Raw genomic sequence first — 24,652 nt, 5'->3', positions numbered from 1 at the left:
CGGCCGGCGGCGAGTGGCGCCGGTGCGCGCTGGGCGATCAGCCGATGTAATCGCGCCGCACGCGTTTGATGTTGCACAGCAGCTCATACGCGATGGTGCCCGCCGCATGCGCGACGGTATTGATCGGCACGGTGTTGCCCCATAACTCGACCCGGCTGCCGATGCGGGCGGCCGGCAGGTCGGTGAGGTCGACGGTCATCATGTCCATGGACACGCGACCGATGACGCGGGTGAGCTGGCCATCCACCGCCACCGGCGTGCCGGTGGGCGCCACGCGCGGATAGCCGTCGGCGTAGCCCATGGCGACCAGACCAACGCGCGTCGGGGTGTCGGAGACGAAGCGCCCGCCATAGCCCAGCGCTTCGCCGGGGGCGAGTTCGCGGATATTCATGATCGCGCTCTCGAGCGTCATCACCGGCTTGAGGCCGTGGTCGTCGCTCGGCATCGGGTCAGCGCCGTAGAGCAGGATGCCGGGGCGGGCCCAGTCGCGATAGCCGGCCGGCCAGCCGAGGATGCCGCCGGAGTTGCACAGGCTGCGCTCGCCGGGCAGGTTGGCCGTGGCGCGGTCGAAGGCCGCGATTTGCTCGGCAGTGGCGGCTTCGTCGGGTTCGTCGGCACGGGCGAAGTGGGTCATCAGCACGATCGGGCCGACCTGCGGTAGCGCGCGCAAGCGGGTGTGGGCGGCGGCGTAGTCGGCCGGGGCAATGCCGGCGCGGTGCATGCCGCTGTCCATTTTCAGCCATACGGTGAGCGGGCGGATGCTGCGGTGGGCTTCGATCAGGGCGAGCTGTTCGGCGTTGTGCGCGACCATCCACAGGTCGTGCATGGTGGCGTGGGCGAGGTCATCCGGACCGAAGGCGCCTTCGAGCACCAGGATGGGCAGGCGGATGCCGGCGTCGCGCAGCTCCAGCGCCTCTTCGACGACGGCGACCGCGAAGGCATCGGCCTCGCCGGCCAGCGCGCGGGCACAGGCGACGGCGCCATGCCCGTAGGCGTTGGCCTTGATCACGGCCAGCGCTCGCCCGCCGTGACGGCTGCGCGCCAGGCGGTAGTTGTGGCGCAGCGCGCTCAGGTCAATGCGGGCGATGGCAGGTCGACTCACACGGCACTCCGATGGGCGCCCTGCAGGCGTGGCGCCATGCGGGGCTGTTCTGGGCGAGTGTAGCGGTCCAGCGACAGCCCATCGGTGGAAATGTCCGGATGACGGTCGGTGGCCAGATCGGCAACGAGCTTGCCCGATCCGCAGGCCATCGTCCAGCCCAGGGTGCCGTGACCGGTGTTGATGAACAGGTTGCCGTAGTCGGTGGCGCCAACAATCGGCGTGGAGTCGGGCGTCATCGGGCGCAGGCCGGTCCAGAACTCGGCGGCGGGTACATCACCGCTACCGGGGAACAGGTCGTTCACCACCAGTTCCAGCGTCTGGCGGCGGCGCGGGTTGAGCGACAGATCGAAGCCGGCCAGCTCGGCCATGCCGCCGACACGGATGCGGTCGTCGAAGCGGGTGACGGCGACCTTGTAGGTTTCGTCGAGCACGGTCGACACCGGTGCGGCCTCGGCGTGGGTCATCGGGATGGTCAGCGAGTAGCCCTTGACCGGATACACCGGCAGCTTGAGGCCGAGCGGGGCGAGGAAGTCGCGGCTGTAGCTGCCGAAGGCGAGCACATAGCGGTCGGCGCGCAGCACTTCATTGCCGACACGCACGCCGGTGATGCGGCCCTTGTCGGTGATCAGGCCGTTCACGTCCTGCCCGAAGCGGAAGTCGACACCCAGCTCGGTGGCCATCTCGACCAGGCGGCGGGTGAACAGATGGCAGTCGCCGGTTTCGTCATTGGGCAGGCGCAGGCCGCCGGCGAGTTTGTGTTTGGCATGGGCCAGCGCGGGCTCGGCACCGGCGACCTGGTCGCGGTCGAGCAGTTCGAAGGGCACGCCGAAGTCCATCAGCACATCGATGTCGCGTTTGGCCGCATCGACCTGGGCCTGGGTGCGGAACAGTTGCAGCGTGCCGCGGCTGCGGCTTTCGTAGTCGATGCCGGTGTCGGCGCGCAGGCCGCGCAGGCAGTCGCGGCTGTATTCGGCGAGGCGCATCATGCGCGACTTGTTGACGGTGTAACGGTCGGCCGCGCAGTTGCGCAGCATGGCCATCATCCACTCCAGCTGGAAGCGGGTGCCGTCCGGCCGGATGGCCAGCGGTGCATGGCGCTGGAACAACCACTTCATGGCCTTGAGCGGAATGCCGGGCGCGGCCCAGGGCGTGGAGTAGCCCGGTGAGACCTGCCCTGCGTTGGCGTAACTGGTCTCCAGCGCGGGGCCGGGCTGGCGCTCCAGCACGGTGACGCGGGCGCCGTTGCGGGCGAGGTAGTAGGCGGTCGAGGTGCCGATGACGCCGCTTCCGAGTACGATAACGTCCATGACGAGCTTCCTGATGTGCTGATATTGTGATTCGCTACTTTATTGCTTTTTTTGTAGTGAATTTCACTTACAATCCAGGCGATATTTTTTGATAATCACTTTATTTTGGCCATTTCTAGTCATGGAGAGGTGAAATGCGTGAGCTTGATCGCCTGGACCGGAAAATTCTCGATTTGCTTCAGAAAAACGGCCGCCTGCCGATGACTGAACTTGCCGACAAGGTGGGTTTGTCGAGCACGCCGTGTACCGAGCGGGTGCGCCGGCTCGAGCGTGACGGGGTGATTACCGGCTATCACGCCCACCTCAACCCGGTCGCCCTGGGCAAGCCCTTGCTGGTGTTTGTCGAGATCAAGCTGTCCGCCAAGTCGGGGGATGTGTTCGACAAGGTCAAGCATGAGATGCTGTTCATCCCCGAGGTGATGGAGTGTCATCTGGTGTCGGGCGAGTTCGATTACCTCATCAAAGCGCGCATCAGCCAGATGGGCGAGTATCGTCGACTCTTGGGCAACATCCTGCTCAAGCTGCCGGGCGCGACCGAATCGCGCAGCTCGGTGGTGATGGAAGAGATCAAGGAAACCTTGTTCCTGCCGACAGATTAATGACGGAGAAGCACCGATGCCGACTTCAGGCCACGACACGCGAAATGCCATAGCCCGCCTCATCGGATTGACCCTGATGGCCGACGGCGAGCTGGCCGATGGCGAATTGGCGGCGCTTGACCGCCATGACATCCCCGGACTGGTCGGCCTGAGTCGCGATGCGCTGCTGCGCGCCGTGGCCGATCTGAGTGCCGAGTTGCTGGACGAGTCGGCGGAGGCGCGGGTTGCGGTGCTTGACCCGGCGCACATCGACGCCTTGCTCGACGCGGTGACCAACCCGCAGCAGCGCCTGCTGGTGATCCGCGCAATGGTCGTCCTGGCAAAATCGGACGGCTCGATCAGCGACCCCGAACAATCCCTGTTGCGCCGCGCGCTGGAGCGCTGGCGCCTGACCCTGGACGATGTGGTGGCCTGATGTACTTCATTCTTGGCGGCTTGCAAGCCGACACTTCAGTTGAACTCATTACCGAGGGTTTGCGCCCTTACTTTCATGTGACCGGGGTCGTGCTCTATCGCGAGGGCGATGCCGACCACCCGATGGCCAAGGTGTCGGTCAGCGACAGCTACATGCGCGTGTGGGAAACCGCCAACCGCTTGCGCGGCATCTACCACCGCGGGCGCGCGCTGACCTTCTACATCCCCGCGCACCAGCATTTCGATCACTTGTTCGAGGACGACACGACCGACCCGCGCGAGGCGATCCACCTCGGTTGAGTGGCGGCATGACTTAAGTCACGGGAATTGATGGCCGTCAATTGCGAATGATTCGCATTTGTATAAACTGCTGAGCATCGAATCCCCGGGTCAGCCAGCCGAACGCCAGCCAGCCCACTCAACTGGAGTGGAGCATGCTTTTCCGACTGCGTCCTGTGGCGCTGGCTATCCTGTGCCTGCCGGCAACCGCCGCACTGGCCAATTCCGACGCGGAACTTGGCACCGTCAACGTTACTGCCCGTGGCTATCAGGCCGACACCCTCGACACCCCGCAAGCCGTCACCGTGATCGCCCCCGAGGCCGCCGATGCCGGCGCCCCGGCCGGTGCGATGTTCCGCGGCCAGCCCGGTCTGGCGGTGCAGACCGACGGCGCCTGGGGTCAGAACCCGGTTATCCGTGGCCTGAAAAAAGAGAGCGTGGTGGTGCTGGTCGACGGCGTGCGCCTCAACTCGGCCCAGCCCTACGGGTCGATCGCCTCATTGCTCGACGTCGGCTTGCTCGAACGCGCCGAGGTGGTGAAGGGGCCAAGCTCGGTGCTCTACGGCAGCGGCGCGCTCGGTGGCACGGTGAACTTCATCACCGCGCCCACGCGTTTCACCGACACGCCCACCCACGGCGGCCAGTTCTCGCTCGGTGTCTCGAGCGCCGATTCGGGCGTCTCCGGGGCCGCGCTCTACCGCTTCGGCAGCCCGGACCATGCGCTGGTGGTCGGTGTCGCCGCAAAAGAAGTGGACGACTACGAAAGCCCGTCCGGCACGGTTGATCGCACCGGCTACTCGACCGACGACCTGCTGTTCAAGTACGCCTTCCGCGTGTCTTCCGCCACCGAGCTGCACCTCAACCTGCAACGCCATAGCGACCACGACGTGTGGTACCCCGGCTCGGCGCGCACCGGCGGCCAGAGCGGTGGCGCGGGCATCCCGGCGCTGCTGGGCACGGTCACCATCCACTCGCCCGAACAGCACCGCGAGCTGATCGAAGGCGGCATCAAGACCGAACTGGGCAGCGGCACCTTGATGGCCGAGGTCTACCGCCAAGAGGTGTTCCGCCAGATCCGCGCCTGGTCCGACAATATCCAGCGCAACTATGTGCGCAACGATGTCACCTTCGTCACCCACGGCGCGCGCGGGCGCTACTTGCTGCCGATCGGCGAGGATCACCTGCTCACGCTGGGCGCGGAGACCTGGCAGATGACCGGCGACCCGGCGCGCTACATGGACAACAACGCGCCCTTGTTCAACAACAATGTGCGCAACGACCCCTTCAGCGACGGCGAGATCACCTCGACCGGCGTGTTCGTGCAGGACGAGATGCGCTTCGGCGCCACCCAGATTGTCGCCGGCCTGCGTTTTGACCAGATCCAGGGCGACGCCGCGCAAAAAGGCACGGCCACCACCGGCCTCGACAAGACCGACAACACCGTGTCGTGGACGCTCGGGGCCATCCACGCCGTGTCGCCGCTGCTCAACCCCTACATCAACATCGGCAGCGCCTACCGTGCGGCCGACATGCGGGAGCGCTTCGAAGACGCGGCCCGTGGCGATGGCTACTACCACTTGGGCAACCCGCAGCTCGACCCCGAGCGCTCGACCAGCATCGAGATCGGCCTCAAGGGCCGCAACGCGTCGCTCGACTACACCCTGGCGCTCTTTCACACCCGAATCGACGATTACATCGCCGGCCGGGTCACCGGCACCAACGCGCCCAACGGCCTGCCGATCAAGCTCGCGGAAAACCTCGACCAGGTGGTGATCTACGGCGCTGAAGGCAGCCTGAGCGTGCCGCTGGGAAGCTTCGTAGCAGATGCTGGCTTCACCTGGCTGCGCGGTGATAACAAGCAGGATGACGAGCCGCTGGCCGAGATGCCGCCGCCCGAAGTGCGCCTCGGTTTTGGTCAGCCGGCCGAGCAGGGCTTTTACTGGCGCGGGCAGGTGCGTGCCGTGGCCCGGCAGGACCGTGTGGCGACGCTCTTCACCAATGGCGGCGAGAACGAAACCGCCGGCTTCGTCACCGCGGATGCGGCCTTCGGCTGGCGCTTCGGCAAGCTCGGTGGTCTGAACAGCGCCGATCTGGGCGTGAAGCTGAGCAACATCTTCGACCGTGACTACCACGAGCACACCACGCTCGGCCTGTCGGGGCAGGAGATCGCTGCCACCGGGCGCAACATCACCCTCACCCTGACCGGGCGCTTCTGAGATGGCGCGGCGGCTGTGGTGGATCGTGTGCGTCAGCGTGCTGATGATCAGCGCGCCGGCGCAGGCGGCGGACAAGCTGGCGCGGCTGGTGCTCGCCGGGCCGCCGGCGGCCGTGTCCTTCCCGCTGGTGCGCATGCTCGAGTCCGGCGCGCTGGCCGACGTGGCCGACACGGTCGAGTTTGTGCTGTGGCGCGACCCCGACCAGCTGCGCGTGCTGGCGCTGAACGGCAAGGCCGATGTGCTCGCCATGCCCACCAACGTCGCCGCCAATCTCTACAACAAGGGCGTGCCGCTGCAGCTGCTCAATGTGTCCACCTGGGGCATGCTGTGGCTGGTCAGCCGCGACCCGGCAGTGCGCACGCTGGCCGATCTCAAAGGCAAGGAGGTCGCCATTCCCTTCCGCGCCGACATGCCGGACATCGTCTTCAGCGTGCTCGCCGAGGCGCAGGGCATCGCCCCCAAGCGTTATTTCCATCTGCGCTACGTGGCCTCGCCGCTGGACGCCATGCAGTTGCTGATCATGCGCCGCATCGACCATGCCTTGCTGGCCGAGCCGGCGGTGTCGATGGCGCTGCGCAAGACGCAATCGTTCCCGATCAGCGTGATCGCACCGGAACTGCATCGCGGCGTGGATCTGCAGGTCGAGTGGGGCAAGACCTTCAAGCGCGAGGCGCGCATGCCGCAGGCCGGTATCGTGGCCATGGGCGCGGCCCTCAAAGACCCCGCGCTCGCCGCGCGCGTGGCCGAGGCCTATGCCGATGCGCTGGTGTGGTGCGGCGACCATGCCGTCGAATGCGGCCAGGCCGTGGCCCGCCATGTGCCCCAGCTCATGCCCGAGGCGGTGGCCGACTCGCTCGCCCACAGCCGCCTTGAGGCCGTGTCGGCGCAGGCGGCGCGTGCCGAATTGCAGTTTTTCTTCGACCGCCTGATGGCCAAGGACCCCGCGCTGATCGGTGGCCGGCTGCCCGACGACGGCTTCTACGCGCCGCAATGATCGGCGTCGTCCGCACCTGGCTGCGTGGCCTGCCCGCCTACCTGTGGGGCGGCTGGGGCGCCATCGCCAGTTTGCTGCTGTTGCTGGCCGGTTGGGAGTTCGCCAGCCAGTGGCTGGACCCGCTGGCGTTGCCGGATCCGCGTACGGTGCTGGCCACGCTGCACGGCCTGCTCACCGACGGCAATGCGTGGTCCGAACTGGCCATCACCGGCCGGCGCGCGCTCTCCGGCTTTGCCCTGTCGTTGGGCATCGGCAGCGCGCTGGGCATGCTCGCCGGGCTGTCGATGACCGCCTCGATGATGGCGCGGCCGTGGGTCACGGTGCTGGTCGGCACGCCGCCCATCGGCTGGCTGGTGCTGGCCATGCTGTGGTTTGGCGCCAGCGACGGCACGCCGATGTTCACCGTGTTTGTCGCCTGTTTCCCGCCCATCTTCATCGGCGCCATGCAGGGCGTGCGCACGCTGGACGGCCAGCTGCGCGAGATGGCGCAGGCCTTCGCGCTGCCGCCGCTGCAGCGCCTGTTCGATCTCTATCTGCCGCATGTCTTGTCCTATTTGTTTCCGGCCTGGATCACCGCGCTCGGCGTGTCCTGGAAGGTGGTAGTGATGGCCGAGCTGCTGGCCACCGCCGATGGCGTGGGCGCGGCGCTGGCGGTGACCCGCTCGCAGCTCGACACCGCCGGCTCGCTGGCCTGGATCGTGGCCGTGGTCGGCGCACTGCTGGCGGTGGAGTACCTGTTGCTGGAGCCCGTCAAACGCGAGGTGGAACGATGGCGCACGCTGGCGTGAACACTGCCGCGCTCGAACTGGCCGGCGTCGGCCATGCCTACGGGGCGCGCACGGTGTTGTCGGGCATCGACCTGCACCTGCCGGCCGGGCGCATTCACGCGCTGGTCGGCCCCTCGGGCTGTGGCAAGACCACGCTGTTGCATCTGGTCGCCGGCTTGCTGCCACTGCAAGACGGCACCATTCGCAACGGCTTCGCGCGCAGCGCCTGCATGTTTCAGCAGCCGCGCCTGCTGCCGTGGAAGAGTGCGCTCGACAACATTGCCCTCGGCCTCAAGGCCCGCGGTGTGCCGCGTGCCGCGCGCCATGCGCAGGCACGCGATCAGGCGCGGCGCTTCGGGCTGGACGACACCGCGCTGGCGCAGTATCCGCAGCAACTCTCCGGCGGCATGCAAAGCCGCGTCGCGCTGGCCCGCGCGCTGGTGCTCGCACCCGACCTGCTGCTGCTCGACGAAGCCTTCTCGGCGCTCGACGTCGGCCTCAAGGCCGAGCTGTACCGCCAGTTGCTGGCCGAGCAGGCGCGGCGGCCGATGGGTGTGCTGATGATCACTCACGACTTGATGGAAGCGGTGCGCCTGGCCCACGCGGTGTGGGTGATGGCGCCCGCGCCCGGGCGCATCGCCACCGGCTTCCGCTTTGACGACGCGCCCGCGCAGCGCACCGATGCGCAAGTCTATGCGCGCACCGCCGGCCTGCTCGAAGACGCCACGGTGCGCGCCAGCTTCGGCCTCGATGCGCCCGCGCCGGCGGCGCCGCTGGCGCTGGCCGCGGTCGGGGGGCTGCGATGCTGAAGCGCCTGCTCGCCGCGCCGATTTTGCTGTGCGCCTTCCGCCCGCTGTTCCTGCTCGCGGCGGTCGCGGCCGTGCTCTGCATGGCCGCGTGGCTGGGCTTCTTGCTGCTCGGCTTGCCGCTGCCTGCGGTGCCGGGCGGGCCGGTGGTGTGGCATGCGCACGAGTTGCTCTTCGGTTTTACCTTTGCGGCCATTGCCGGTTTCGTGCTCACCGCCGTGCCGGAGTTCGTCGATGGCCCGGCCGCACCGCGCCCGGCGGTGCTGGCGCTGGTGCTGCTGTGGCTGGGCGCCCGCCTGGCCTGGTCGGCCAGCGGGGCGGTCGGGCCGTGGCCGGCGGCGGTGTTGAATGTGGCGCCGGTGCTGGTGCTGATCGCGCTCGTTGCGCCCATGCTGTGGCGCGATCCGGCGCGGCGGCATCTGAGCATCCTGTGGGCCTTGCTCGCCTGGCTGGGGGGGACGGTCGGGTTCTACGCCGAGGCGCTGCGCGGCGAGCCGCCCCTGCGCAGCCTGCATGCCGCCATCGGCGTGGTGATGGTGCTGGTGGTGATCGTGATGAGCCGCATCTCGATGAACGTAGTCAATTCGGCGCTCGACACCCTCGGCGAGACGACGGTCAGTTACCTCGCCCGTCCGCCGCGCCGCCACCTGGCGGTGGCCTGTATCGTCCTGTTCACCCTGGCCGACGTGCTCGTCCCCGGCGCGCCCACCGCCGGCTGGCTGGCGCTGGCGACCGCCGCGGCCTTGTTCAATCTGCTCAATGACTGGCACCTGGGTCGGGTGTTGCTGCGCCGCTGGGTGCTCATGCTTTACGCGGTGTATGTGGCGATGGCGCTGGGCTATGCGCTGATCGGCCTCGCGCTGCTGGCCGGCGTGGGCAGCGTCAGCGGCGGGCGGCATCTGCTCGCCATCGGCGCACTGGGGCTGAGCATTTTCGTGGTGATGAACATCGCCGGGCGCATTCACACCGGGCGCGAGCTGGATGCCCGGCGCTGGATTCCGGTCGCTGCCGGCGTCTTGTTGCTGGCGGCCGTGGGGCGTGCCGGCTGGTCATGGTGGCCGGCCGACGGTGCGCTGCTGCTGTGGCTGGCGGGGGGCGGCTGGCTGTTCGCCTTCGGCGGGTTCATCGCGCACTACCTGCCGCTCTATTTGCAGCCGCGCCCGGATGGCGGGCTCGGCTGCGAAGGGGTGATGGACTCAGACTGAGCGGGTGATGCCGCCATCCACCCGCAAGTTCTGGCCGGTGATGTAGCTCGCATCGTCACCGGCCAGAAACACGATCGCCTTCGACACTTCCTCGACCCGCCCGTAGCGCCCCATCGGAATGCGCGCACGGCGGTCTTCCTTCTCCGGCAGGCTGTCGACGAAGCCCGGCAGCACATTGTTCACGCGGATGTTGTCCTTTGCGTACTGGTCGGCAAACAGTTTGGTGAAGGCCGCCAGCGCGGCGCGGAACACGCCCGAGGTGGGGAAGGTCGCTTCGGGCTCGAAGGTGGCGTAAGTCGAGATATTCACGATGGCCCCGCCGCCCTGCGCCTGCATGATCGGCGTCACCAGCCGCGCGATGCGCACCACGTTGAGCAGATAGGTGTCCATGCCGGCCTGCCAGTCGGCGTCGGTCATGGCGAGGATGTCGCCCTTCGGGCCGTGGCCGGCGCTGTTGACCACCGCGTCGATGCGGCCCCATTTGGCCATGACGGCATCCATCAGCGCCTGCAGGTCGGCCGGCGACTGGTTCGATCCGGTCAGCCCGATGCCACCCAGCGCCGCGCCGAGTGCTTCGCCCTTGCCGGACGAGGACAGCACCGCCACCGCGTAACCGGCTTCGGCCATCGCGCGCGCCGCGTCGGCGCCCATGCCGCTGCCACCGCCAATGATGAGGGCCACTTTCTGTTCGTTCATGCTGCGCTCCAAACGGGGTTTTTCGCCATTCTAGGCGTGCCGGCATGTTGGCGCCGGTCCTGCGCGGCGAGGTGGCCCGGTCGGTGGCGGCGAAATCGTCATGGCATAGGGCGGCGATCTGGTGTGTACTGCGGTTGTGCGGCGCCGCCGCATGCCACGTTTATCCCAGGGCCTGCCATGGAGCTTTACCACCTCAAAACCTTTGTCACCGTGGCGGAAGAACGCCACCTGACCCGCGCCGCCGAGCGCCTGTGCGTCAGTCAGCCGGCCATCAGCGCGCATATCAAGGCGCTGGAAGAAGAGCTGGGCCTCGCGCTGTTCGAACGCACGCCCAAGGGCATGCTGCCCACCGCGGCGGGCGAGGCACTGCTCGCCCGCGCCCGGCGTGCGCTGTCGGCGGTGGGTGAGGTGGGGCTGCATGCGCAGGAATTGCGCGGCGAGGTGATCGGCTCGGTGCGCATCGGCCTCAATACCGATGCCGGCTTTCTGCGTCTGGTCGAGCTGCAAAGTCTGCTGAAAGCGCGCCACCCGCGCCTCGAGATCGAATTCCTCGGCGGTACCACCGGCGCCAACCTGCCCAAATTGAAGAGCGGCCGGCTCGATGCCAGCTTTGTCAGCGGCACGCTCGACGACAGCCTGTTCGACAGCCAGGTGCTGCGCGAAGAGGAGATGGCGATCGCCGCACCCGTCGCCTTGCGTGAGGCCATCGGCGCGGCCGACATCGCCACGCTCGCCCGCCAGCCGTGGATTCACTCCTCACCCGACCGGGTGCAGCACAGCGTGATGCAGGCCATGTTCGAACCCCACGCGCTGTGGCCCGAACGCAGCATGCTGGCCAACCAGAAAGACGCCGTGCTGGCCATGGTCGCCGCCGGTGTGGGGCTGGCGATCACCCGATTGCAGGACATCGAGCGTGCCGCTCAAGGCGGCAGTATCTACGCCGTGCCGCTGTCACTCGAACCGACGCCGACGGTCTCGTTGCGTTTTGCCTGTTTGCGTCAGCGGGCGGCTGAGCCGGTGTTGCGGGCGGTGCGCTCGGCCGTGTTGGCGGTGTGGGGCGTGCCCGGCTGACGCTCGGTTGGCCCGTCGGGGGCCGATACCGGGATGGTCAGCCGGAACTCGCAACCCTGATCCATCTCGGCACTGACCAGCGTCAGCGCGCCGCCGAGCACCGAAGTAGCCATGTGCTGGCAGAGGTGTAGCCCCAGGCCCGTGCCGCCCTGGTGACGTCGCGTGGTGAAGAAGGGGTCCCAGATACGTTCCCGCGTGTCGGCGGGAATGCCGCAGCCGTCATCGATCACTGACAGCGTTACCTGATCTTCCTGAGGGCGGGCGATGATGCGGATATGACCGACGCGACCATCGGTGTAGCCATGCCGCACGGCGTTGCTGATCAGGTTCTGGACGATCTGCCCGAGCGGGCCGGGATAGCTGTCGAGCGTCAGCCCCGGTGGGATGTCGAGCTCGACCCGGTGGCGAGTGTGCTTCAGATCGTTGTGCATCAGCGCCAGTACATTGCCGACGGTGTCGGCCAGGTCGAAGCGGTGGCGGGTGGCGGTGGCACGGTCGGCGGCGACCTCCTTGAACTGCCGGATCAGCTGGGCGGCGCGCTGCAGGTTGTCGTTCAGTAGCGCCAGCCCGGCGGCGTGGGCGTCGGTAAAGCGCGTTATGTCGGATCGGCGAAGCCCTTCGGCAAAGGCTTCTTCGAGTGTGGCGAGTTGCTCCGCCAAGCTGCCGCTGGCCAGCATGGCGGCGCCCAGTGGGGTGTTCAGCTCATGCGCCACGCCGGCGACCATCAGGCCGAGCGAGGCGAGCTTGGCGCTGCGTACCAGCTCGTCCTGGGACTGTTCGAGCCGGGCCAGCGATTGCGCCAGCTCCTGGTTGCTGCGGGCCAATGCGTCGCCGGTGCGTTGCTGGCGGAGGCGGCTGGCGGCCAGCGCCAGGGACAGACCGGTGAGCACCAGCAAGGCGGTGCCGGCGATGCCCAGGTGAAGGGCGAGCTGCTTGTTGCGCACCTCGGCCAGGGCCTCGGGCGGGATCTGGCTGAGTACATGCCAGGCCGGTGCGTGCAGGTGTGGCGAGGCGCTGCCCGGGGCAAAGCGGCGGAAGGTCCACAGGCCGGAATCGAGCTGGATCTGCCCGGCGTTGCGCGGGCTGTTGCGGATGTGGGCCCACAGCGCCGGATAGCGGACACCGAGGCGCTTGTCGGTCTGGCCGGTGACGAAGCCGAAGGCGTCGGCCGGATCGGGGGCGTGCAGCCAGTAGCCGTCCGCGTCGACCAGCGCGGCGTCGCTGCGGTCGGGGTCGGTGAAGCTCGCGAGCAGGGGGGCGGCATCGAAGTTCAGCACCACGATGCCCAGCGGCGTACCGTCGGTCTGCGTGACGTGTGTGGCGATGCGCAGCATCGGCTGGAGTGGCAGAACCACGCGCCCGTACTCCATGTTGGCGTCCAGTGGCGACAGGTAGATATGCCCGTCCGGTAGTGCCTGGGTTGCGGTGCAATAGGGGCGCCGCGACTTGTCCTGGAGGTCGTTGTCGGGCACCTGGGTAGGGCGTCCGTCGGCCGCGCGCTCGATCCGCAGGCGTTCGTGGCAGGCCGGGTCGAGCAGGCGGACCTGGGCATAGTCGGGGTGGGCGTCGAGCAGATTGCCGAAGAAACGGCCGAGGCGTTCCCTGGCAATGGAGGCAGGCAAGTGCTGATGGGCGCTGCGCGTGACATGCTCGATCAGGCGGATGTCGTTGGTCAGGCGGATCAGGGCGTTGGTGAGGACGGCGGAGCGCACATCGACATAGTCGGACTGTGCCACCGCCAGCTGGCTCAGGTCGTTCTGCAGCCGGCTCTGGTAGAGCAGGGTGGTGAGCGTCGGCACCAGCAGCCACCAGGGCAGGATATAGGGCAGCAGGATCCACAGCGGTCGCAGCCGGTCGCGCAAACCGGTGGCGGCAGGCGCGGTGTCGGCGGCGGTCATCCGAGTTCGGCGTGCTGCCGGCAGAAATCGATGAATTCCGGCAGGGGCAGCGGCTTGGCAAACAGCCAGCCCTGGCCGGTCTGACAGCCGTTGTCGCGTAGCCAGTCGGCCTGGCCGCGGGTTTCGACGCCTTCGGCGATCAGCCCCACGCCGAGGCTGCGTCCGAGCTTGATGATCATGCTGGCGATCTGGCGGCAGCGCTCGTCCTGTTCGAGGTGGCGCACGAAGCTCAGGTCGATCTTGAGGTGATCGGCCGGCAGGTCGCGCAGGTATTCGAGCGAGGACTGCCCGGTGCCGAAGTCGTCGATGGCGACGATGCCGCCGGCGGCACGATGCGCACGCAGCGCCTGAGCCACCTGACTGAAATTGCGCATGGCCGCGGTTTCGGTGATTTCGAGCGCGAGCCGGTGCAGCTCGACGCCGGCCTCGGCGCAGTGGGCAGCGACCCGTTCCGCCAAGCCGGGGGCGTCGAACTGGCGCGCCGATACGTTCACACTCAAGGGCAAGTCGTTCAGCCCGGCCGCGTCGATGGCCTTGAGCGCCTCGCAGGCCTGTTGCACGACGCGGTCGCCGATGGCGTGGATGTAAACCGATTTCTCGGCCACCGGGATGAATTCGCCCGGCGGGATGAGGCCGGCATCGGTACGCCAGCGCAGCAAGGCCTCGGCGCCGACAATGCGGCCGGTGCTCAGGCAGACCTGCGGCTGGAAGACCAGGAACAGGGCATCGCGCTGCAGGTCCTGGCCCAGTCGCGACATCAGGGCGAAGCGTTCGCCCGCCTGCCGCTCGATGTCCGGATCGTAGGCCACTCGAGTGCCGGGGCCGCGCTGCTTGGCGGCGCGCAGGCTGGTCCATGCTGCGCGCAGCAGTTCGTCCGCATTGCCGGCGACGGCGTCGAGGGTGAGCTCGGTGGTGCAGGCGGTCAGGCGGTAGAGGGTGTTGTCCAGGCGCAGCGGCTGCTCGAAGACGGTCATCGCTTGGGTGCTGTCGATCTGCTCGGCGGGGCCGATGACGGCAAACAGGTCGGCGGTGACGCGGGCGAGCATGGCCGGTGGCGGGAAGGCCTGGCGCAGCGGCTCGATCAGTGCGCCGAGAATGCGGTTGCCCAAGGCCACACCGAAGGCATCATTGAGGCCCGAGAAGTTGTCCAGGTCGATCAGCAGCATGCGGTGCCGGCCGCCGTTCTTGCCGATGCGCAGGCGTTCGATCTCGCGCAGCAGCGCGGCGCGGTTCGGAATATGCAGCAATTCGTCCTCATAGGCCATGCGGTCGAGACGGCTGATCAGCGCCACGTTGCCGAAACCTTTCGAGGCATTGGCCGCGAACACGCCGAGCAGCTCGTGTTCGGCGGCCACCAGTGGCCGGCCGGTCGCCAGGTAGACGGCATAATCGGCCATGGCATGCTGCCGCGGGAAATACAACACCTGGAAATCGTCCCGCGCGATGGGGTGGCGTCCGGTCAGGGCGGCGGTAATGCTGTCGGCGATACTGCGGTCCGGCAGGGCCATGAGCGAGCCCTTCAGATAGGCCTCGAACCGGCCGGCGGCGCCGATGATGACCGGTTCAGCCGCCGGTGCCGCCTCGGCGCCGTCGAGACCTTCGACGCAGACGATGCCCTCGGCGGGCACCTTGAGCAGGTCGGCCAGTTCGACCAGCACCGCGCTGGCGATCTGCTCGATGGTACGTGCGGCGGTGAGCCGGTTGCTGGCTTCGAGAATCAGCTGCAGGCCTTTGCGTGCGGAGGAGACTGCGCTGAGTTGGCTGTAGCTGCGGATGGCCGCGGTGAGCACGTTCTTGAGGCCACGGCTGGCCAGGTCGGACTTGAGGCAGTAGTCGGACAGGTCGTAGGTTTCCATCACCTCGTCAACCGGCGCGAAGCCCGGCTGGCCGGTGAGTAGCACGATGCGCGGCTCGTGCAGGCCGAGCATCTCGCGTACGCCCTTGACCAGGCGCAGCCCGGCGTCCTCGGTCTCCATCACCACATCGGCGAGGATCACCGCGAAATCGCGGTCCTTGCCGAGCAGGTGTGCTGCCTCGGACAGGCTGTAGGCCTGTAACAATTCAAGTGGCCGGCCGAGGATGTGGAGGTCGCGCAGGGCATGGGCCAGCGCCTGCTGGAACCCCTGGTCGTCGTCGACAGCCAGGATGCGCCAGACGTTGGAGGGCGAGGCGGCGGGGGCGTGGTCCTCATCGCGAAAACCGATCAGAGCGTCGGTCTCGCGGGAGTCGGGTGGAATCGTAGCCATGCGCGTCTTGGTGGTATGGAGATACCCAGATAGTATGGTACTTGCTGCCCGGTTGCACGCCCGTTCAGTTGACCGCAGGTACGCCGGTGCGCTGTGAGTGCGGCGCCGCGCTCACAGCGTCTTCAAATACTCCACCATCGCCGCCTTATCCTCATCCGGCAAGCCGGTGCGGTAGTCATGCCCTGATTGCCGCCGCCCTTGAGCCGAGTGTCGTGCAGGCTCATACTCGCGTCCTCTCCTGGGGCGACATAACCGACCCGCTCGCGGCCGCAGAGGGCGGCGCCGCGCCAGATGTCGTCGAGGAAGGTGGCGACGCAGCCACACAGGGGTGCTTCGACGAGGCCATCGCGCTCGATGCCCATATCGGTGACCACGTTGTTGGCTTCTTGCGTTGCCTTTTTATTCCACGTCTCCATGCGGCCGCCGCTGGTGCCAACCGACTTCGACGGGCACGACGGTGCCGGTTCGCTCGCGCCGGTGCCGCGGGCGGCGCGGGCTGCAGTGGCGTCGGTTGGAGGCTGCGGCGGCGACGGTTCAGAGGATTTCGGCCAGAGCTTCTCGCCGGTCCAGCTCCTGCTTGAAGCGGATCATGTCGATCTCGAGGGCGTCCCGCGCCGAGATGACACCGAGCACCTTGCCGTTGATGTCCACCACGGGCACATGGCGGAAGCCGCCTTCAAACATCAGGTGCAATGCGTGGCCGAAAGGCATGTCCGGCCCGATCGCGACCGGATCGGTGGTCATCACGGCGCTCACTGGCGTGCAGAAGGGGTCGAGCCCGTTGGCCACCACGTCGAACACGATATCGCGTTCGGTGCAGATGCCGAGCAGGCGGCCGTCGTCGGCCACCAGCACGGCGCCCTGACGGTGCTCCCGCATGAGTCTGGCCGCGTCGCCGACATTCATGTCGAGGGGCGCCGCGATGAAAAACCGGTTGGCGATGATTTTGCTGACGGATCGGTTTGGCATGATTCGCTTCCTATGTGTGAGCCCGCGCGACGTTGGCGGAGGCTGTGATCAGTGCTCCAGGCCATCGCCCCAGCGACGCAGGGCCTGGGTGAGCAGATCCGCTTCACTGCGGGTGACGCGGCCATCGGCGGAGATGATGTCGAGCATGGCGCCGAGCAGGCGCAGGCGGTGCGCCGGCCGCTGGATTTCGCCGAGCAGTTGCTCGATCACTTCTGGCTGCATGTGCAGGCGCCCCGCGCTCCAGTAGGCCGAGCATTGCAGCAGGTCGTTGCAGAAGTCGTGCACCACGGCGTCGAACTGCTCCGCGCTCATGCCCATGTCTTCAAGCACGCCGGCGCGCTTGAGCTGGGCGGTTTCCGCTGGGTCGAGTCCGCCATCGACCAGCATCGCCAGGGAGACGATCCGGGCGGCGGCTTCGGCGCTGTCATTCGGGTAGCTACGCATACTGAAGGTCCTTGTGTTGTTCGATCGTGAGGTCAGGCGTACCAGTCGGCCTGCCCGTTCAGGCGGGTTCGTCGGTGTTGGCGAGTGCGTCCATTGCGGGGCGGCGCGACTCGCGACCCCGGCGGGCATGGGTGCGTGAGAGCCGGCGCATCAGCGAATTCATGGCGCGCTTCGACACCCGGTCGATCGCGCTGTACATGTCTTCCCGCGTGTCCTCGATCACCACCGGCGCGCCGCCGGCGATATGGATCGCGACCAGGCAGCGCTTGTCGACGCCGCCGCGCGGACCGTTCTCATCGGACAGATGCACGCTGACATGGCGGGCACGGTCGCGAATCCGGCCCAATGAGGATTGCAGCCGCTGCAGCGTGTAATTGCGCAAAGCCGGGGTCATTTCGAAGCCTTGGCTTTTGATGTCGACATGCATCACGAACTCCTGCTGTGGGTGAAAGACGATCTCACTCTAGACCAGCCAATCCATCGACAAAACTCCAATATACTGATCGTCATCATCAATATTTTGGAGGTGTCAGCGCATGGCATCGCTCAACTACAAGCACCTGCGTTACTTCTGGGCGGTGGCCAGGGCCGGCAGCATTGCACGCGCCGCCGAGTCGCTCCACCTCACGCCGCATGCCATCAGCAGCCAGATCACCGCGCTGGAAGCCAGTCTGGGCGCCAAACTGTTTGAGCGCGAGGGACGTCGATTGATCTTGTCGACCACGGGCAAGCGCATCCTCGAACACGCCGAAACCATCTTTTCGCTGGGCGATGAAATCCTCGACATCGTCGGCGACACCTCCACGCGCGATACCCAGCCGCTGCGCATCGGCATTGCCGATTCGGTGCCCAAGGCCGTGGCTTACCGCCTGGTGTCACCCGCGCTGCGCCTCGACGATCCGGTCAAACTCACCTGCCGCGAGGGGCGCCTCGATACGCTGCTCGCCGATCTGGCCATTCACCGGCTCGATCTGGTCATTGCCGATCGGCCCATGCCTGCGCGCCTGAGCGTGCGCGGCTTCAACCACCTGCTCGGTGAAAGTCCCTTGTCGGTGATGGCCACGTCGGCAGTGCGCCAGGCCCACCCCGATCCCTTCCCTGCCTGTCTGGACAATGCACCTTTCCTGATGCCCGGCGAGGACACGGCAATTCATGGTCCGCTGAGCGACTGGTTCGACGTCCATGGCATCCGCCCGCAAGTGGTGGCCGAGTTCGACGACAGCGCCCTGCTCAAGGCCTTCGGCCAGGCCGGCGCCGGCTTCTTTGTTGCTCCGAGCGCCACCAATGACTACGTGTGCCGGCAATACGGGGTCGAGGTGATGGGCCAGATCGATGAGGTGATCGAGCAGCTTTATGCCATTACGACCGAAGGCAAGCTCACACGGCCCGCCATTCTGGCCATTCAACAGGCGGCGAGAACGGAAATCTTCGGCGAGCCGGTGGCGCGCGCGAAGGCGCCGCGGAAGCGCAAGTAATGCCGCTTGCGGACGCGCGGGGCGGCGAAGCTCATAGCGTCTTCAAATACTCCACCAAGGCCGCCTTGTGCTCGTCGGGCAAGCCCGTGCCGTAGTTGTGCCCCTGATTCCCGCCGCCCTTGAGCCGGGTGTCGTGCAGGCTGCCGTAGTACTCCGCGTCTTCGCCGGCGGTGACATAGCCGACGCGCTCGCGGTCGTACAGGTTGTAGCCGCGCCAGAAGGTGACCGGGCGCTTGGCGGGGGGCTCGAGCAGATCGCGCAGGGTGGGTACGGAGCCATTGTGCAGGTAGGGCGCGCGTAGCCAGATGCCGTCGAGGAAGGCGGCGACATAGCCGCGCAGGGGCTCTTCGACGAGGCCTTCGCGTTTTATGCCCATCTCGGTGACCACCTTGTTGGCTTCATACGCGGCCTTTTCGTTCCATGTTTCCATGCGGTCGCGGCTGGTGCCGACCTCTTCGACGGGCACGACGGTGCCGGTGCGCTCGCTGGCGTGGCAGCCGGCGCAGGTGGCGTCGAAAACGGCTTTGCCGCGCTCGGCCAGGACGGTGTCGATGGCGAAGGGGTAGGCCGGGGCGCGGGCGGCCTTGAGGTAGTCCAGCATCCAGTCGATCTGTTTGAGGAATTCGGCATTGTCCTTGGGCGGCGCGCCGAGCAGGCCGAGGGCGGAGTCGATGACCACCGAATAGGCGTTGTGGCTGTCGCCGGCAAAGTTCATGCGGTGCCCCTTGTCGGCCTGGTATTTGCCGAGGTTCCAGATGGACGGCATGTCGGTGGGGCCGAAGGTGTCGTCCATCGGCCACTCGATCATGAAGTACTTGGTGAGGTTCATCGAGTCGTCGCGGCCGCGCCCCCACTCGGGGAAGGCGGGGTGGTACAGCCAGGCGAACTGGGTCTGGCGTTCGAGGAGACGTTTCTTTGTAATAGGAATGAGCAGGTAGCGGTAGATGAGGGCGTCGTCCCAGGCCAGATCGGTGACGAGGTTGATTTCGCGCATGAGCACATCGGCGTCAAAGCGCGGGTCTTTGGCGCAGTCGATGAGGAAGCGGAAAAAGGCGGCCAGATCGAGTGTGTGGTTGGGGCCGGTGGGCACGAACACCGGGTTGGAATCGACCGACTCGCGGTAGGTGGCGGTGTGGCAGACGGCGCAGGTGTTGGCCACGCGGTCGAAGCCGATGGTTTTCTTGGTGAAGCCGACCGGCAACTCCATGCCTTGCTCCCACGCCACGCCAAAGCTGGCGTAGCCGCCGGGGCCGGGGAGTTTGTCGGGGAAGACGCGCGGTAGCACGTAGAAGATCCAGTAGGGAATGCCGGCGTCGGCCTCGGCGCCGATCGAGCCGTATTTGAAGCGCATCTCGGGGTCGTCAGTGATCCACGCCGGTTGCGGCACCTCGCGGAAGAATTTGACCCAGCCATAGACGCCGGCGGCGATGCCGAAGAGTACGACCAGGCCGAGGACGGCGAGCCAGGTGCGGCGGGGTTTGGTGTTGGTGGCGAGGCTCATGCGATGGGCCCTCCGGGGGGTGTGCCGGGGCCGGCGGTGTGGTGGGCGGGCAAGCCGCCCACCCTACGGGGTGCGCCGGGGAGGTGCGGGGTGGCCAGGGCGTAGCCCGGATGCAGCGCAGCGGAATCCGGGAGCAGTGTGCCGAGTCCCAATGGCTTGTGGACCGCGCGGTGCCCTTGGCTGACACGCGGTGTGCCCGCTCGGGCGGGTGTTCCCGGATTCCGCTGCGCTGCATCCGGGCTACGTTTTTGCGGGAGGGGGTTCATTCTCGGGCCCTCAAAACGTCTTCAAGAATTCGACGATGGCGTCCTTGTCCTCGGGCGCCAGCGTGGTGCCGTAGGCCGCGCCTTCGTGGCCGCCATTGCCGTTGCCGGGCTCGGTGGTGTCGAACGGGAAGTACTGCCGGTCGGGTTCGGCGGCCACGTCGGAGACAAAGCCGAGGCGGTCGCGGTCGATGATGTCGTTACCGCGCCAGAAGCGGGTGGGGCGGTCGGCCGCGGGGTTGAGCAGGTCGCGCACGGTGGGCACCGAACCGTTGTGCAGGTAGGGCCCGCGCAGCCAGAGGCCGTCGAGCGGCATGTTGGCGTAGCCGTGCGTTTTGCGGAAATGCTGGAAGCGGTGCGGGTAGCCGGCGTAGAGCGTGCTCTGGTTGACCGCCAGGGTGTAGGTGTAGGAGTCGAGCCGGGCGCGGTCGGTGGCGATGTCGGCAATCGGCGTGACATGGCCGACGTATTTGCCCGCAAAGTCGCGCCCGCTGGCGCCGTGGCAGGCGGCGCAGGTGGCGGCGTAGAGCGTCTTGCCGCGCTCGGCTTTTTCGGTGTCGATGGCGTAGGGCCAGACCGGCGGGGTGAGGTCGAGCAACCATTGCTCGATGCGGCCGACGGCGCGCAGGTCGATGGTCGGCGGCGTGGTGCCGGTGCCGAAGGCGGCGCTCTTGTTGCGCTCTTCGGTGCGGGTGTTGTTGCCGTCCCAGTGCAACTCCATGCGCTCGCCGTCGTCGCGCTTCATGCGCGGGCCTTGCAGCCAGATGGACGGGAAGTCAGAGGCGCCGAGCAGCTCTTTTTTGGGCAGCTGGTGCATGGGGAAGTTGAACAGGATCTTGGCCGAGTTGAAGGTGTCCACCCGGCCCGGCCCCCAGTCGGGCTGCTCAAAGGCGAAGGCGAAACGCTCGCGCAGCATGAGCAGGCGCTCGCGCATCAGGCTGATCGCCACCGGGTAGACCACATAGCGATCGAGCGGGCTGAGCCGGCCGGCGGCGGCTTCGATCTCGGGCACGATGAACTCGCTGCGAAACTTCGGCCCGGCCGCGCAGTTGAAGAAGAAGGTCTCGAAGCCTTTGAGATCGAGCCGATGCGCCGGCATGCCGAGGTATACCGCCGGTGCCGCGCCCGGCGCATCGCGCACGGTGCTGGCGTGGCAGGCGGCGCAGTTGAGGAAGACGCGGTCGATGCCGAGGTTGAAGCGCTTCGATACGCCGATGGGCAGGTCCTTGCCCGGCTCGTAGGTGAAGCCGATCGAGCGGTAGCCGTCGCCGGGCAGGTGCTCGGGGCAGACCTTGGGCAGCACCTTCCATATCCAGTACGGAAAGCCCGATTCGCGCTCGCCGCCGGTGGAGCCGTACTTGAAGTGGCTGGGCGCGTCGGCATAGGCGACCGGGATGTCGGCGGTGAAGCGGCCGAGCGCGTAGATGCCGCCGACCAGGCCAAGCACCCAGGGCAGCCACAGCAGGCTGCGGCCGAGCCAGTGGGGATGGCGGGGCGGGGGGGAGGAGTCGGGATGGGCCATCGCGTCGTCTCTCAAAAGACCGCACAGTCGGGCAGGTCGGCGTAGGGGCGGGCGGCCAGTTGTGCCGGGTTGTGGCCGTTGGCTTGCAGCCGGCCGTGAAGCCATTGGCGCATCGAGGCCAGATCGCCGCTGTGCTGGATGTCGCCGGCCTGGGTCGAGGCCGGGGGCGGCATGGGCGTTTTTTCACGCGTGCCGGCGGGCGACGCCCACATCGCCAGCCGGCGGGCCATGCGCGGGGCGCAGCGGTCGACGGCGGCGCGGATGGTGTCGCGGTCGCCATGCAAAAAGCCGGGCGGGAAGGCTTCGGTGCTGTCGTGGCACAGGCCGCAGTGTTTGTAGAAGGGCGCAAGATCGGGGTCGTCGGGGCTGCTGCGCTCGGCCAGTGTCGGCACCGGCGCGGGGCGTTCGGTGGGCATGGGCAGCAACGGTGAGAGCACGGCGGCGCGGCGCAGCGGGGCGTCGTCGAGGGCGTCGCTACGGCCGGCGAGGGTGTCGGCGACGAGGCGGTCGACATGGGTGCGCAGGGCGGCGAGATCGTCGGTGAGCAGGACGCGAACCGCGCCCGGGCTCACTTCGATGCGCCGAAGCGCTGCGCCCTCGGGGGTGCGCGGGGCGGTGCCGGCGGGGTAAAAGTGGCCGTCGGCGCCACGGCGAAACGGCGGGGCGCTGCGGGCTGGGCCGGCGCCGAGCACGAGGCGGTCGATCTTGAGTTGGTCGGCGCTGCGCCGGGCGCTGAGGGCGAGGCCGCTGGCGTGGTGGCAGTCGAGGTCTTCGCGCTCGGGGCGATGGCGGCGGCTGCACTCGAGGGTGAGGGCTTCGGCCTGCATGCCGATTGCGCCGCGCAGCGCATGGTCGAGCGCGGCGATGTCGACGTCGGCAATGAACTGGCCGAGTGCGTGGATGAGGTTTGGCAGCGTGGCGGCGTCGTTGACACGCCAGTGGCCAAGCGGCGGGCGCAGGGCGAGCGGGTCGAAGCGTTCGGCCACGTCGGCGACGCGGCGCAGCTCGGCGGGCTCGGTCGGCAGCGCCTGCCAGGGCAAGGTGGCGGCGAAGGGCTGGCGGTTGGGGATGTCGGGGTTGGGCACGGGCAGGCCGTCGGGCCAGCGTTGCGACCAGTGGGCGGCCAGCGGTGCCAGCGCCGGGTCGTCGGTGAGTCGGCCGGTGGCGGGGCTGCCGAGGCGGTCGAGCAGGGTGCGCCACAGCAGGCGGGCGCGGCAGCGTACGGCGGTGGGGCGGTCGGCATGGGCACAGCCGTGTTGCCAGACGGTCTGCGCGATGGACAGCAGGTTGGCGCGGTCGGTGGCGTCGTCGATGGCGTTGGCCACGTCGACGCCGTGACGCCAGGGCAGGCCGTAGAAGTCGCGACCGGCGGCGCTGAGCAGGCGGGCGATGGCCGCGTTGCCGCTGGTTTCGTCCCAAGTCTGACGCGAGAACAGCGGCGCGGCGTTCTGATGGCAGGCCAGGCACAGGCCGCGATTGCCGGCGCGCAGGCGGGGCGTGGCGCCCTCGCGGTAGTCGTCCACGATCTCGAATTCGAAGCGGCCGGCGCTGTCGTTGTAGCTGATGACTTCGAGCACGCCGGCGGCTTCGTGGTAGCCGAGGTAGAGCCGGTCGCGCAGCAGCGGGCGGTCGGTGGCGGCTGGCTCGCCGGTGACGGCGACGACCACGCGGGGCGATTCAAAATAGTGCGCGGCGCCGGCAGTGTGGCGTTGCAGCGAGCGGCCGAGCGGGATGAGCACCAGCGGCAGGCCATCGCCGGCCTCGCCGCCGTTGGCGGAGACTTGCCCGCGCAGTTGCGCGACCAGCGCCTCGATGGGGTAGGTAACGCGTGCGGCGGGCTGGCCGGGCGGGGTCATCAGCTGCGCAAACAGCGAGGCGCCCTCGGCCCAAACGACCGACGGCGCCAGCCACAACGCGCACAGCAGGCGCAGGCCGAGGGATCGCCACGCGCTGCGCATGGGCGCGGCCTCATTTCGCCGCGGCGACGAGTTGCCGGTGCTGGGTGCCGGTCCAGCAGTCTTCCGCCGTCTTGCCGGTGGCGAGGTAGCCGGCCTTGCCCGCTTCGTCCACGGCCTTGTTGTAGAGCACGAAGTTCACCACGAAGGCGCGGTCGATATAGGCGCGGCCCAGATACAGCCCGGGGCGGATCATGCGCACCTCGTCGCGGATGGCGAAGCCGTCGCGGCCGGCCATCATGTCGGGCATGCGCCGGTAGCCGGGCAGCTGGTCGGTGAAGGCGTAGTCGATGATGATGGATTCGCGCCGGCCGTCGAGCAGGCTCTGTCCGCAGTACAACTGCGCGGGGAAGAGCAGCCACTGGTCCTTGCCGTTGACGGTGATCTCCTGCAGCGGGTTGGCGTCGCTCTCTTCGATCAGGCCGACGGCCTTGAGGGTTTTGAGATCTTCGATGCGATTGCGCAGCAGGCGCTCGTCGCGGTAGAAGACCTTGCCCTTCCACAGGATCTCGCCCATCAGGTCGAGCTTTTTGCCGGCCACGTTCACCAGCAGGCCCTTGAGTCCGCCGCCGGCAATCTCCGACAGACGCAGCTTGCCGCTGCCGCCTTTGGGGAAGAACAGGTCGCCCTCGTAGGGGCCCTCGGGGATCGGCCCGGCGGACAGGCGCGCGTAGATCTGGTCGACCTGTTCCTGCTCGAGCAGGGCGAGGTTCTTGGGCGTGATCTTGTAGAGCTCCTCGACCGACAGCGGGTGCTGCGCCTCCAGTTCGGCGAAATCAGGCTTGGCGTTGTGGGCTTCGCCGTAGGGCGCGAAGCTGATCGCCGGCGGGGTCTTGTCTTCCTTGGCGCCGCAGCCGGCGAGCAGGGCGAGGGCGGCGGCGGTGGCGAGGAGGCGGGCGGTGCGGTGCGTTGTCATGGCGGTC

At 67.8% G+C, this 24,652-nt stretch carries 23 protein-coding genes; 10 read left to right on the top strand and 13 right to left on the bottom strand.

Annotation, left to right across the window (positions count from 1 at the left end):
- Positions 1 to 37: 37 nt before the first annotated feature.
- Both alr and FHP89_RS03320 read right to left on the bottom strand, forming a co-directional pair.
- Positions 38 to 1,102 carry an alanine racemase gene (gene alr / locus FHP89_RS03325; RefSeq protein ID WP_144176320.1) on the bottom strand — a complete coding sequence of 355 codons (1,065 nt, stop codon included), beginning with the start codon at positions 1,100 to 1,102 and terminating at the stop codon, positions 38 to 40.
- Positions 1,099 to 2,409, bottom strand: coding sequence for a D-amino acid dehydrogenase (locus tag FHP89_RS03320; RefSeq protein ID WP_144176319.1), 1,311 nt, complete (start codon positions 2,407 to 2,409; stop codon positions 1,099 to 1,101). The genes alr and FHP89_RS03320 overlap by 4 nt, the downstream gene beginning before the upstream one ends.
- Positions 2,410 to 2,543: 134 nt before the next feature.
- Between FHP89_RS03320 and FHP89_RS03315 the strand changes: the two genes are divergently transcribed.
- The 8 genes from FHP89_RS03315 (at position 2,544) to FHP89_RS03280 (ending at position 9,689) form a co-directional block, all read left to right on the top strand.
- Positions 2,544 to 3,008, top strand: a complete 465-nt coding sequence (locus FHP89_RS03315) for a winged helix-turn-helix transcriptional regulator (protein ID WP_144176318.1) — start codon at positions 2,544 to 2,546, stop codon at positions 3,006 to 3,008.
- Between the two features lie 16 nt (positions 3,009 to 3,024).
- Positions 3,025 to 3,423: a TerB family tellurite resistance protein gene (locus FHP89_RS03310; RefSeq protein WP_144176317.1), complete on the top strand. Its 399-nt coding sequence runs from the start codon at positions 3,025 to 3,027 to the stop codon at positions 3,421 to 3,423.
- A complete protein-coding gene (locus tag FHP89_RS03305) occupies positions 3,423 to 3,722 on the top strand; it encodes an RNA-binding protein (protein ID WP_144176316.1) in 300 nt (99 codons plus the stop codon). Before FHP89_RS03310 ends, FHP89_RS03305 begins: the two co-directional genes overlap by 1 nt.
- A gap of 134 nt (positions 3,723 to 3,856) precedes the next feature.
- Positions 3,857 to 5,917: a TonB-dependent receptor plug domain-containing protein gene (locus FHP89_RS03300; RefSeq protein WP_144176315.1), complete on the top strand. Its 2,061-nt coding sequence runs from the start codon at positions 3,857 to 3,859 to the stop codon at positions 5,915 to 5,917.
- A gap of 1 nt (position 5,918) precedes the next feature.
- A complete protein-coding gene (locus tag FHP89_RS03295) occupies positions 5,919 to 6,911 on the top strand; it encodes an ABC transporter substrate-binding protein (protein ID WP_144176314.1) in 993 nt (330 codons plus the stop codon).
- Positions 6,908 to 7,699 carry an ABC transporter permease gene (locus FHP89_RS03290; RefSeq protein WP_144176313.1) on the top strand — a complete coding sequence of 264 codons (792 nt, stop codon included), beginning with the start codon at positions 6,908 to 6,910 and terminating at the stop codon, positions 7,697 to 7,699. Before FHP89_RS03295 ends, FHP89_RS03290 begins: the two co-directional genes overlap by 4 nt.
- Positions 7,681 to 8,487, top strand: coding sequence for an ABC transporter ATP-binding protein (locus FHP89_RS03285; RefSeq protein WP_144176312.1), 807 nt, complete (start codon positions 7,681 to 7,683; stop codon positions 8,485 to 8,487). The genes FHP89_RS03290 and FHP89_RS03285 overlap by 19 nt, the downstream gene beginning before the upstream one ends.
- Positions 8,481 to 9,689 carry an NnrS family protein gene (locus tag FHP89_RS03280; protein WP_144176311.1) on the top strand — a complete coding sequence of 403 codons (1,209 nt, stop codon included), beginning with the start codon at positions 8,481 to 8,483 and terminating at the stop codon, positions 9,687 to 9,689. Before FHP89_RS03285 ends, FHP89_RS03280 begins: the two co-directional genes overlap by 7 nt.
- On the opposite strand, the gene FHP89_RS03275 is transcribed toward FHP89_RS03280, so the two are convergent.
- Positions 9,681 to 10,385, bottom strand: coding sequence for an SDR family oxidoreductase (locus tag FHP89_RS03275; protein ID WP_144176310.1), 705 nt, complete (start codon positions 10,383 to 10,385; stop codon positions 9,681 to 9,683). The genes FHP89_RS03280 and FHP89_RS03275 overlap by 9 nt on opposite strands.
- Positions 10,386 to 10,562: 177 nt before the next feature.
- On the opposite strand from FHP89_RS03275, the gene FHP89_RS03270 reads away from it, so the two are divergent.
- Positions 10,563 to 11,456, top strand: a complete 894-nt coding sequence (locus tag FHP89_RS03270; RefSeq protein ID WP_144176309.1) for a LysR family transcriptional regulator — start codon at positions 10,563 to 10,565, stop codon at positions 11,454 to 11,456.
- Here the strand turns inward: FHP89_RS03270 and FHP89_RS03265 are convergent.
- The 6 genes from FHP89_RS03265 to hpf all read right to left on the bottom strand — a co-directional run bounded on the left by FHP89_RS03265 (position 11,384) and on the right by hpf (position 17,440).
- On the bottom strand, positions 11,384 to 13,354 hold the full coding sequence (locus tag FHP89_RS03265; RefSeq protein ID WP_144176308.1) for a sensor histidine kinase: 1,971 nt from the start codon (positions 13,352 to 13,354) through the stop codon (positions 11,384 to 11,386). The genes FHP89_RS03270 and FHP89_RS03265 overlap by 73 nt on opposite strands.
- Entirely contained in the window at positions 13,351 to 15,600 is a 2,250-nt protein-coding gene (locus FHP89_RS03260; RefSeq protein WP_144176307.1) for a GGDEF/EAL domain-containing response regulator, read from the bottom strand. Before FHP89_RS03260 ends, FHP89_RS03265 begins: the two co-directional genes overlap by 4 nt.
- 122 nt (positions 15,601 to 15,722) lie before the next feature.
- Positions 15,723 to 16,016 carry a hypothetical protein gene (locus tag FHP89_RS03255; RefSeq protein ID WP_144176306.1) on the bottom strand — a complete coding sequence of 98 codons (294 nt, stop codon included), beginning with the start codon at positions 16,014 to 16,016 and terminating at the stop codon, positions 15,723 to 15,725.
- A 118-nt stretch (positions 16,017 to 16,134) separates the two neighbouring features.
- Positions 16,135 to 16,569 carry a CBS domain-containing protein gene (locus tag FHP89_RS03250; RefSeq protein WP_144176305.1) on the bottom strand — a complete coding sequence of 145 codons (435 nt, stop codon included), beginning with the start codon at positions 16,567 to 16,569 and terminating at the stop codon, positions 16,135 to 16,137.
- Positions 16,570 to 16,617: 48 nt separating this feature from the next.
- A complete protein-coding gene (locus tag FHP89_RS03245; RefSeq protein ID WP_144308156.1) occupies positions 16,618 to 17,013 on the bottom strand; it encodes a tellurite resistance TerB family protein in 396 nt (131 codons plus the stop codon).
- A 58-nt stretch (positions 17,014 to 17,071) separates the two neighbouring features.
- Complete coding sequence (hpf, locus tag FHP89_RS03240) at positions 17,072 to 17,440, bottom strand: ribosome hibernation-promoting factor, HPF/YfiA family (protein ID WP_144176303.1); 369 nt, start codon at positions 17,438 to 17,440, stop codon at positions 17,072 to 17,074.
- Positions 17,441 to 17,549: 109 nt separating this feature from the next.
- Between hpf and nhaR the strand changes: the two genes are divergently transcribed.
- The gene (gene nhaR / locus FHP89_RS03235; protein ID WP_144176302.1) at positions 17,550 to 18,488 is read left to right on the top strand and encodes a transcriptional activator NhaR; all 939 of its coding nucleotides are present in this window, start codon (positions 17,550 to 17,552) and stop codon (positions 18,486 to 18,488) included.
- A gap of 31 nt (positions 18,489 to 18,519) precedes the next feature.
- Here the strand turns inward: nhaR and FHP89_RS03230 are convergent, their stop codons facing one another.
- From FHP89_RS03230 to FHP89_RS03215, 4 genes are all read right to left on the bottom strand, one after another.
- Positions 18,520 to 19,989 (bottom strand): c-type cytochrome, encoded by a 1,470-nt coding sequence (locus FHP89_RS03230; protein ID WP_144176301.1) that lies wholly within the window; start codon positions 19,987 to 19,989, stop codon positions 18,520 to 18,522.
- A gap of 276 nt (positions 19,990 to 20,265) precedes the next feature.
- Positions 20,266 to 21,774, bottom strand: a complete 1,509-nt coding sequence (locus FHP89_RS03225; RefSeq protein WP_144176300.1) for a c-type cytochrome — start codon at positions 21,772 to 21,774, stop codon at positions 20,266 to 20,268.
- An 11-nt stretch (positions 21,775 to 21,785) separates the two neighbouring features.
- Positions 21,786 to 23,732: a hypothetical protein gene (locus FHP89_RS03220; RefSeq protein ID WP_144176299.1), complete on the bottom strand. Its 1,947-nt coding sequence runs from the start codon at positions 23,730 to 23,732 to the stop codon at positions 21,786 to 21,788.
- Positions 23,733 to 23,742: 10 nt separating this feature from the next.
- Positions 23,743 to 24,645, bottom strand: a complete 903-nt coding sequence (locus FHP89_RS03215; RefSeq protein WP_144176298.1) for a hypothetical protein — start codon at positions 24,643 to 24,645, stop codon at positions 23,743 to 23,745.
- Positions 24,646 to 24,652: the final 7 nt, after the last annotated feature.

The organism is Denitromonas ohlonensis, assembly GCF_007625205.1.
GTDB lineage: Bacteria > Pseudomonadota > Gammaproteobacteria > Burkholderiales > Rhodocyclaceae > Nitrogeniibacter > Nitrogeniibacter ohlonensis.
This window is presented reverse-complemented; position numbering and strand designations above follow the sequence as displayed.

What these genes read in the sequence shown, in the direction of transcription:
- FHP89_RS03260 (WP_144176307.1), bottom strand. Translation starts at nt 15,600, where the DNA reads ATGGCTACGATTCCACCCGACTCCCGCGAGACCGACGCTCTGATCGGT.
- FHP89_RS03320 (WP_144176319.1), bottom strand. Translation starts at nt 2,409, where the DNA reads ATGGACGTTATCGTACTCGGAAGCGGCGTCATCGGCACCTCGACCGCC.
- FHP89_RS03225 (WP_144176300.1), bottom strand. Translation starts at nt 21,774, where the DNA reads ATGGCCCATCCCGACTCCTCCCCCCCGCCCCGCCATCCCCACTGGCTC.
- FHP89_RS03280 (WP_144176311.1), top strand. Translation starts at nt 8,481, where the DNA reads ATGCTGAAGCGCCTGCTCGCCGCGCCGATTTTGCTGTGCGCCTTCCGC.
- FHP89_RS03275 (WP_144176310.1), bottom strand. Translation starts at nt 10,385, where the DNA reads ATGAACGAACAGAAAGTGGCCCTCATCATTGGCGGTGGCAGCGGCATG.
- hpf (WP_144176303.1), bottom strand. Translation starts at nt 17,440, where the DNA reads ATGCATGTCGACATCAAAAGCCAAGGCTTCGAAATGACCCCGGCTTTG.
- nhaR (WP_144176302.1), top strand. Translation starts at nt 17,550, where the DNA reads ATGGCATCGCTCAACTACAAGCACCTGCGTTACTTCTGGGCGGTGGCC.
- FHP89_RS03270 (WP_144176309.1), top strand. Translation starts at nt 10,563, where the DNA reads ATGGAGCTTTACCACCTCAAAACCTTTGTCACCGTGGCGGAAGAACGC.
- FHP89_RS03245 (WP_144308156.1), bottom strand. Translation starts at nt 17,013, where the DNA reads ATGCGTAGCTACCCGAATGACAGCGCCGAAGCCGCCGCCCGGATCGTC.
- FHP89_RS03315 (WP_144176318.1), top strand. Translation starts at nt 2,544, where the DNA reads ATGCGTGAGCTTGATCGCCTGGACCGGAAAATTCTCGATTTGCTTCAG.
- FHP89_RS03290 (WP_144176313.1), top strand. Translation starts at nt 6,908, where the DNA reads ATGATCGGCGTCGTCCGCACCTGGCTGCGTGGCCTGCCCGCCTACCTG.
- FHP89_RS03250 (WP_144176305.1), bottom strand. Translation starts at nt 16,569, where the DNA reads ATGCCAAACCGATCCGTCAGCAAAATCATCGCCAACCGGTTTTTCATC.
- FHP89_RS03255 (WP_144176306.1), bottom strand. Translation starts at nt 16,016, where the DNA reads ATGGAGACGTGGAATAAAAAGGCAACGCAAGAAGCCAACAACGTGGTC.
- FHP89_RS03295 (WP_144176314.1), top strand. Translation starts at nt 5,919, where the DNA reads ATGGCGCGGCGGCTGTGGTGGATCGTGTGCGTCAGCGTGCTGATGATC.
- FHP89_RS03215 (WP_144176298.1), bottom strand. Translation starts at nt 24,645, where the DNA reads ATGACAACGCACCGCACCGCCCGCCTCCTCGCCACCGCCGCCGCCCTC.
- FHP89_RS03230 (WP_144176301.1), bottom strand. Translation starts at nt 19,989, where the DNA reads ATGAGCCTCGCCACCAACACCAAACCCCGCCGCACCTGGCTCGCCGTC.
- FHP89_RS03305 (WP_144176316.1), top strand. Translation starts at nt 3,423, where the DNA reads ATGTACTTCATTCTTGGCGGCTTGCAAGCCGACACTTCAGTTGAACTC.
- FHP89_RS03285 (WP_144176312.1), top strand. Translation starts at nt 7,681, where the DNA reads ATGGCGCACGCTGGCGTGAACACTGCCGCGCTCGAACTGGCCGGCGTC.
- FHP89_RS03300 (WP_144176315.1), top strand. Translation starts at nt 3,857, where the DNA reads ATGCTTTTCCGACTGCGTCCTGTGGCGCTGGCTATCCTGTGCCTGCCG.
- FHP89_RS03220 (WP_144176299.1), bottom strand. Translation starts at nt 23,732, where the DNA reads ATGCGCAGCGCGTGGCGATCCCTCGGCCTGCGCCTGCTGTGCGCGTTG.
- FHP89_RS03310 (WP_144176317.1), top strand. Translation starts at nt 3,025, where the DNA reads ATGCCGACTTCAGGCCACGACACGCGAAATGCCATAGCCCGCCTCATC.
- FHP89_RS03265 (WP_144176308.1), bottom strand. Translation starts at nt 13,354, where the DNA reads ATGACCGCCGCCGACACCGCGCCTGCCGCCACCGGTTTGCGCGACCGG.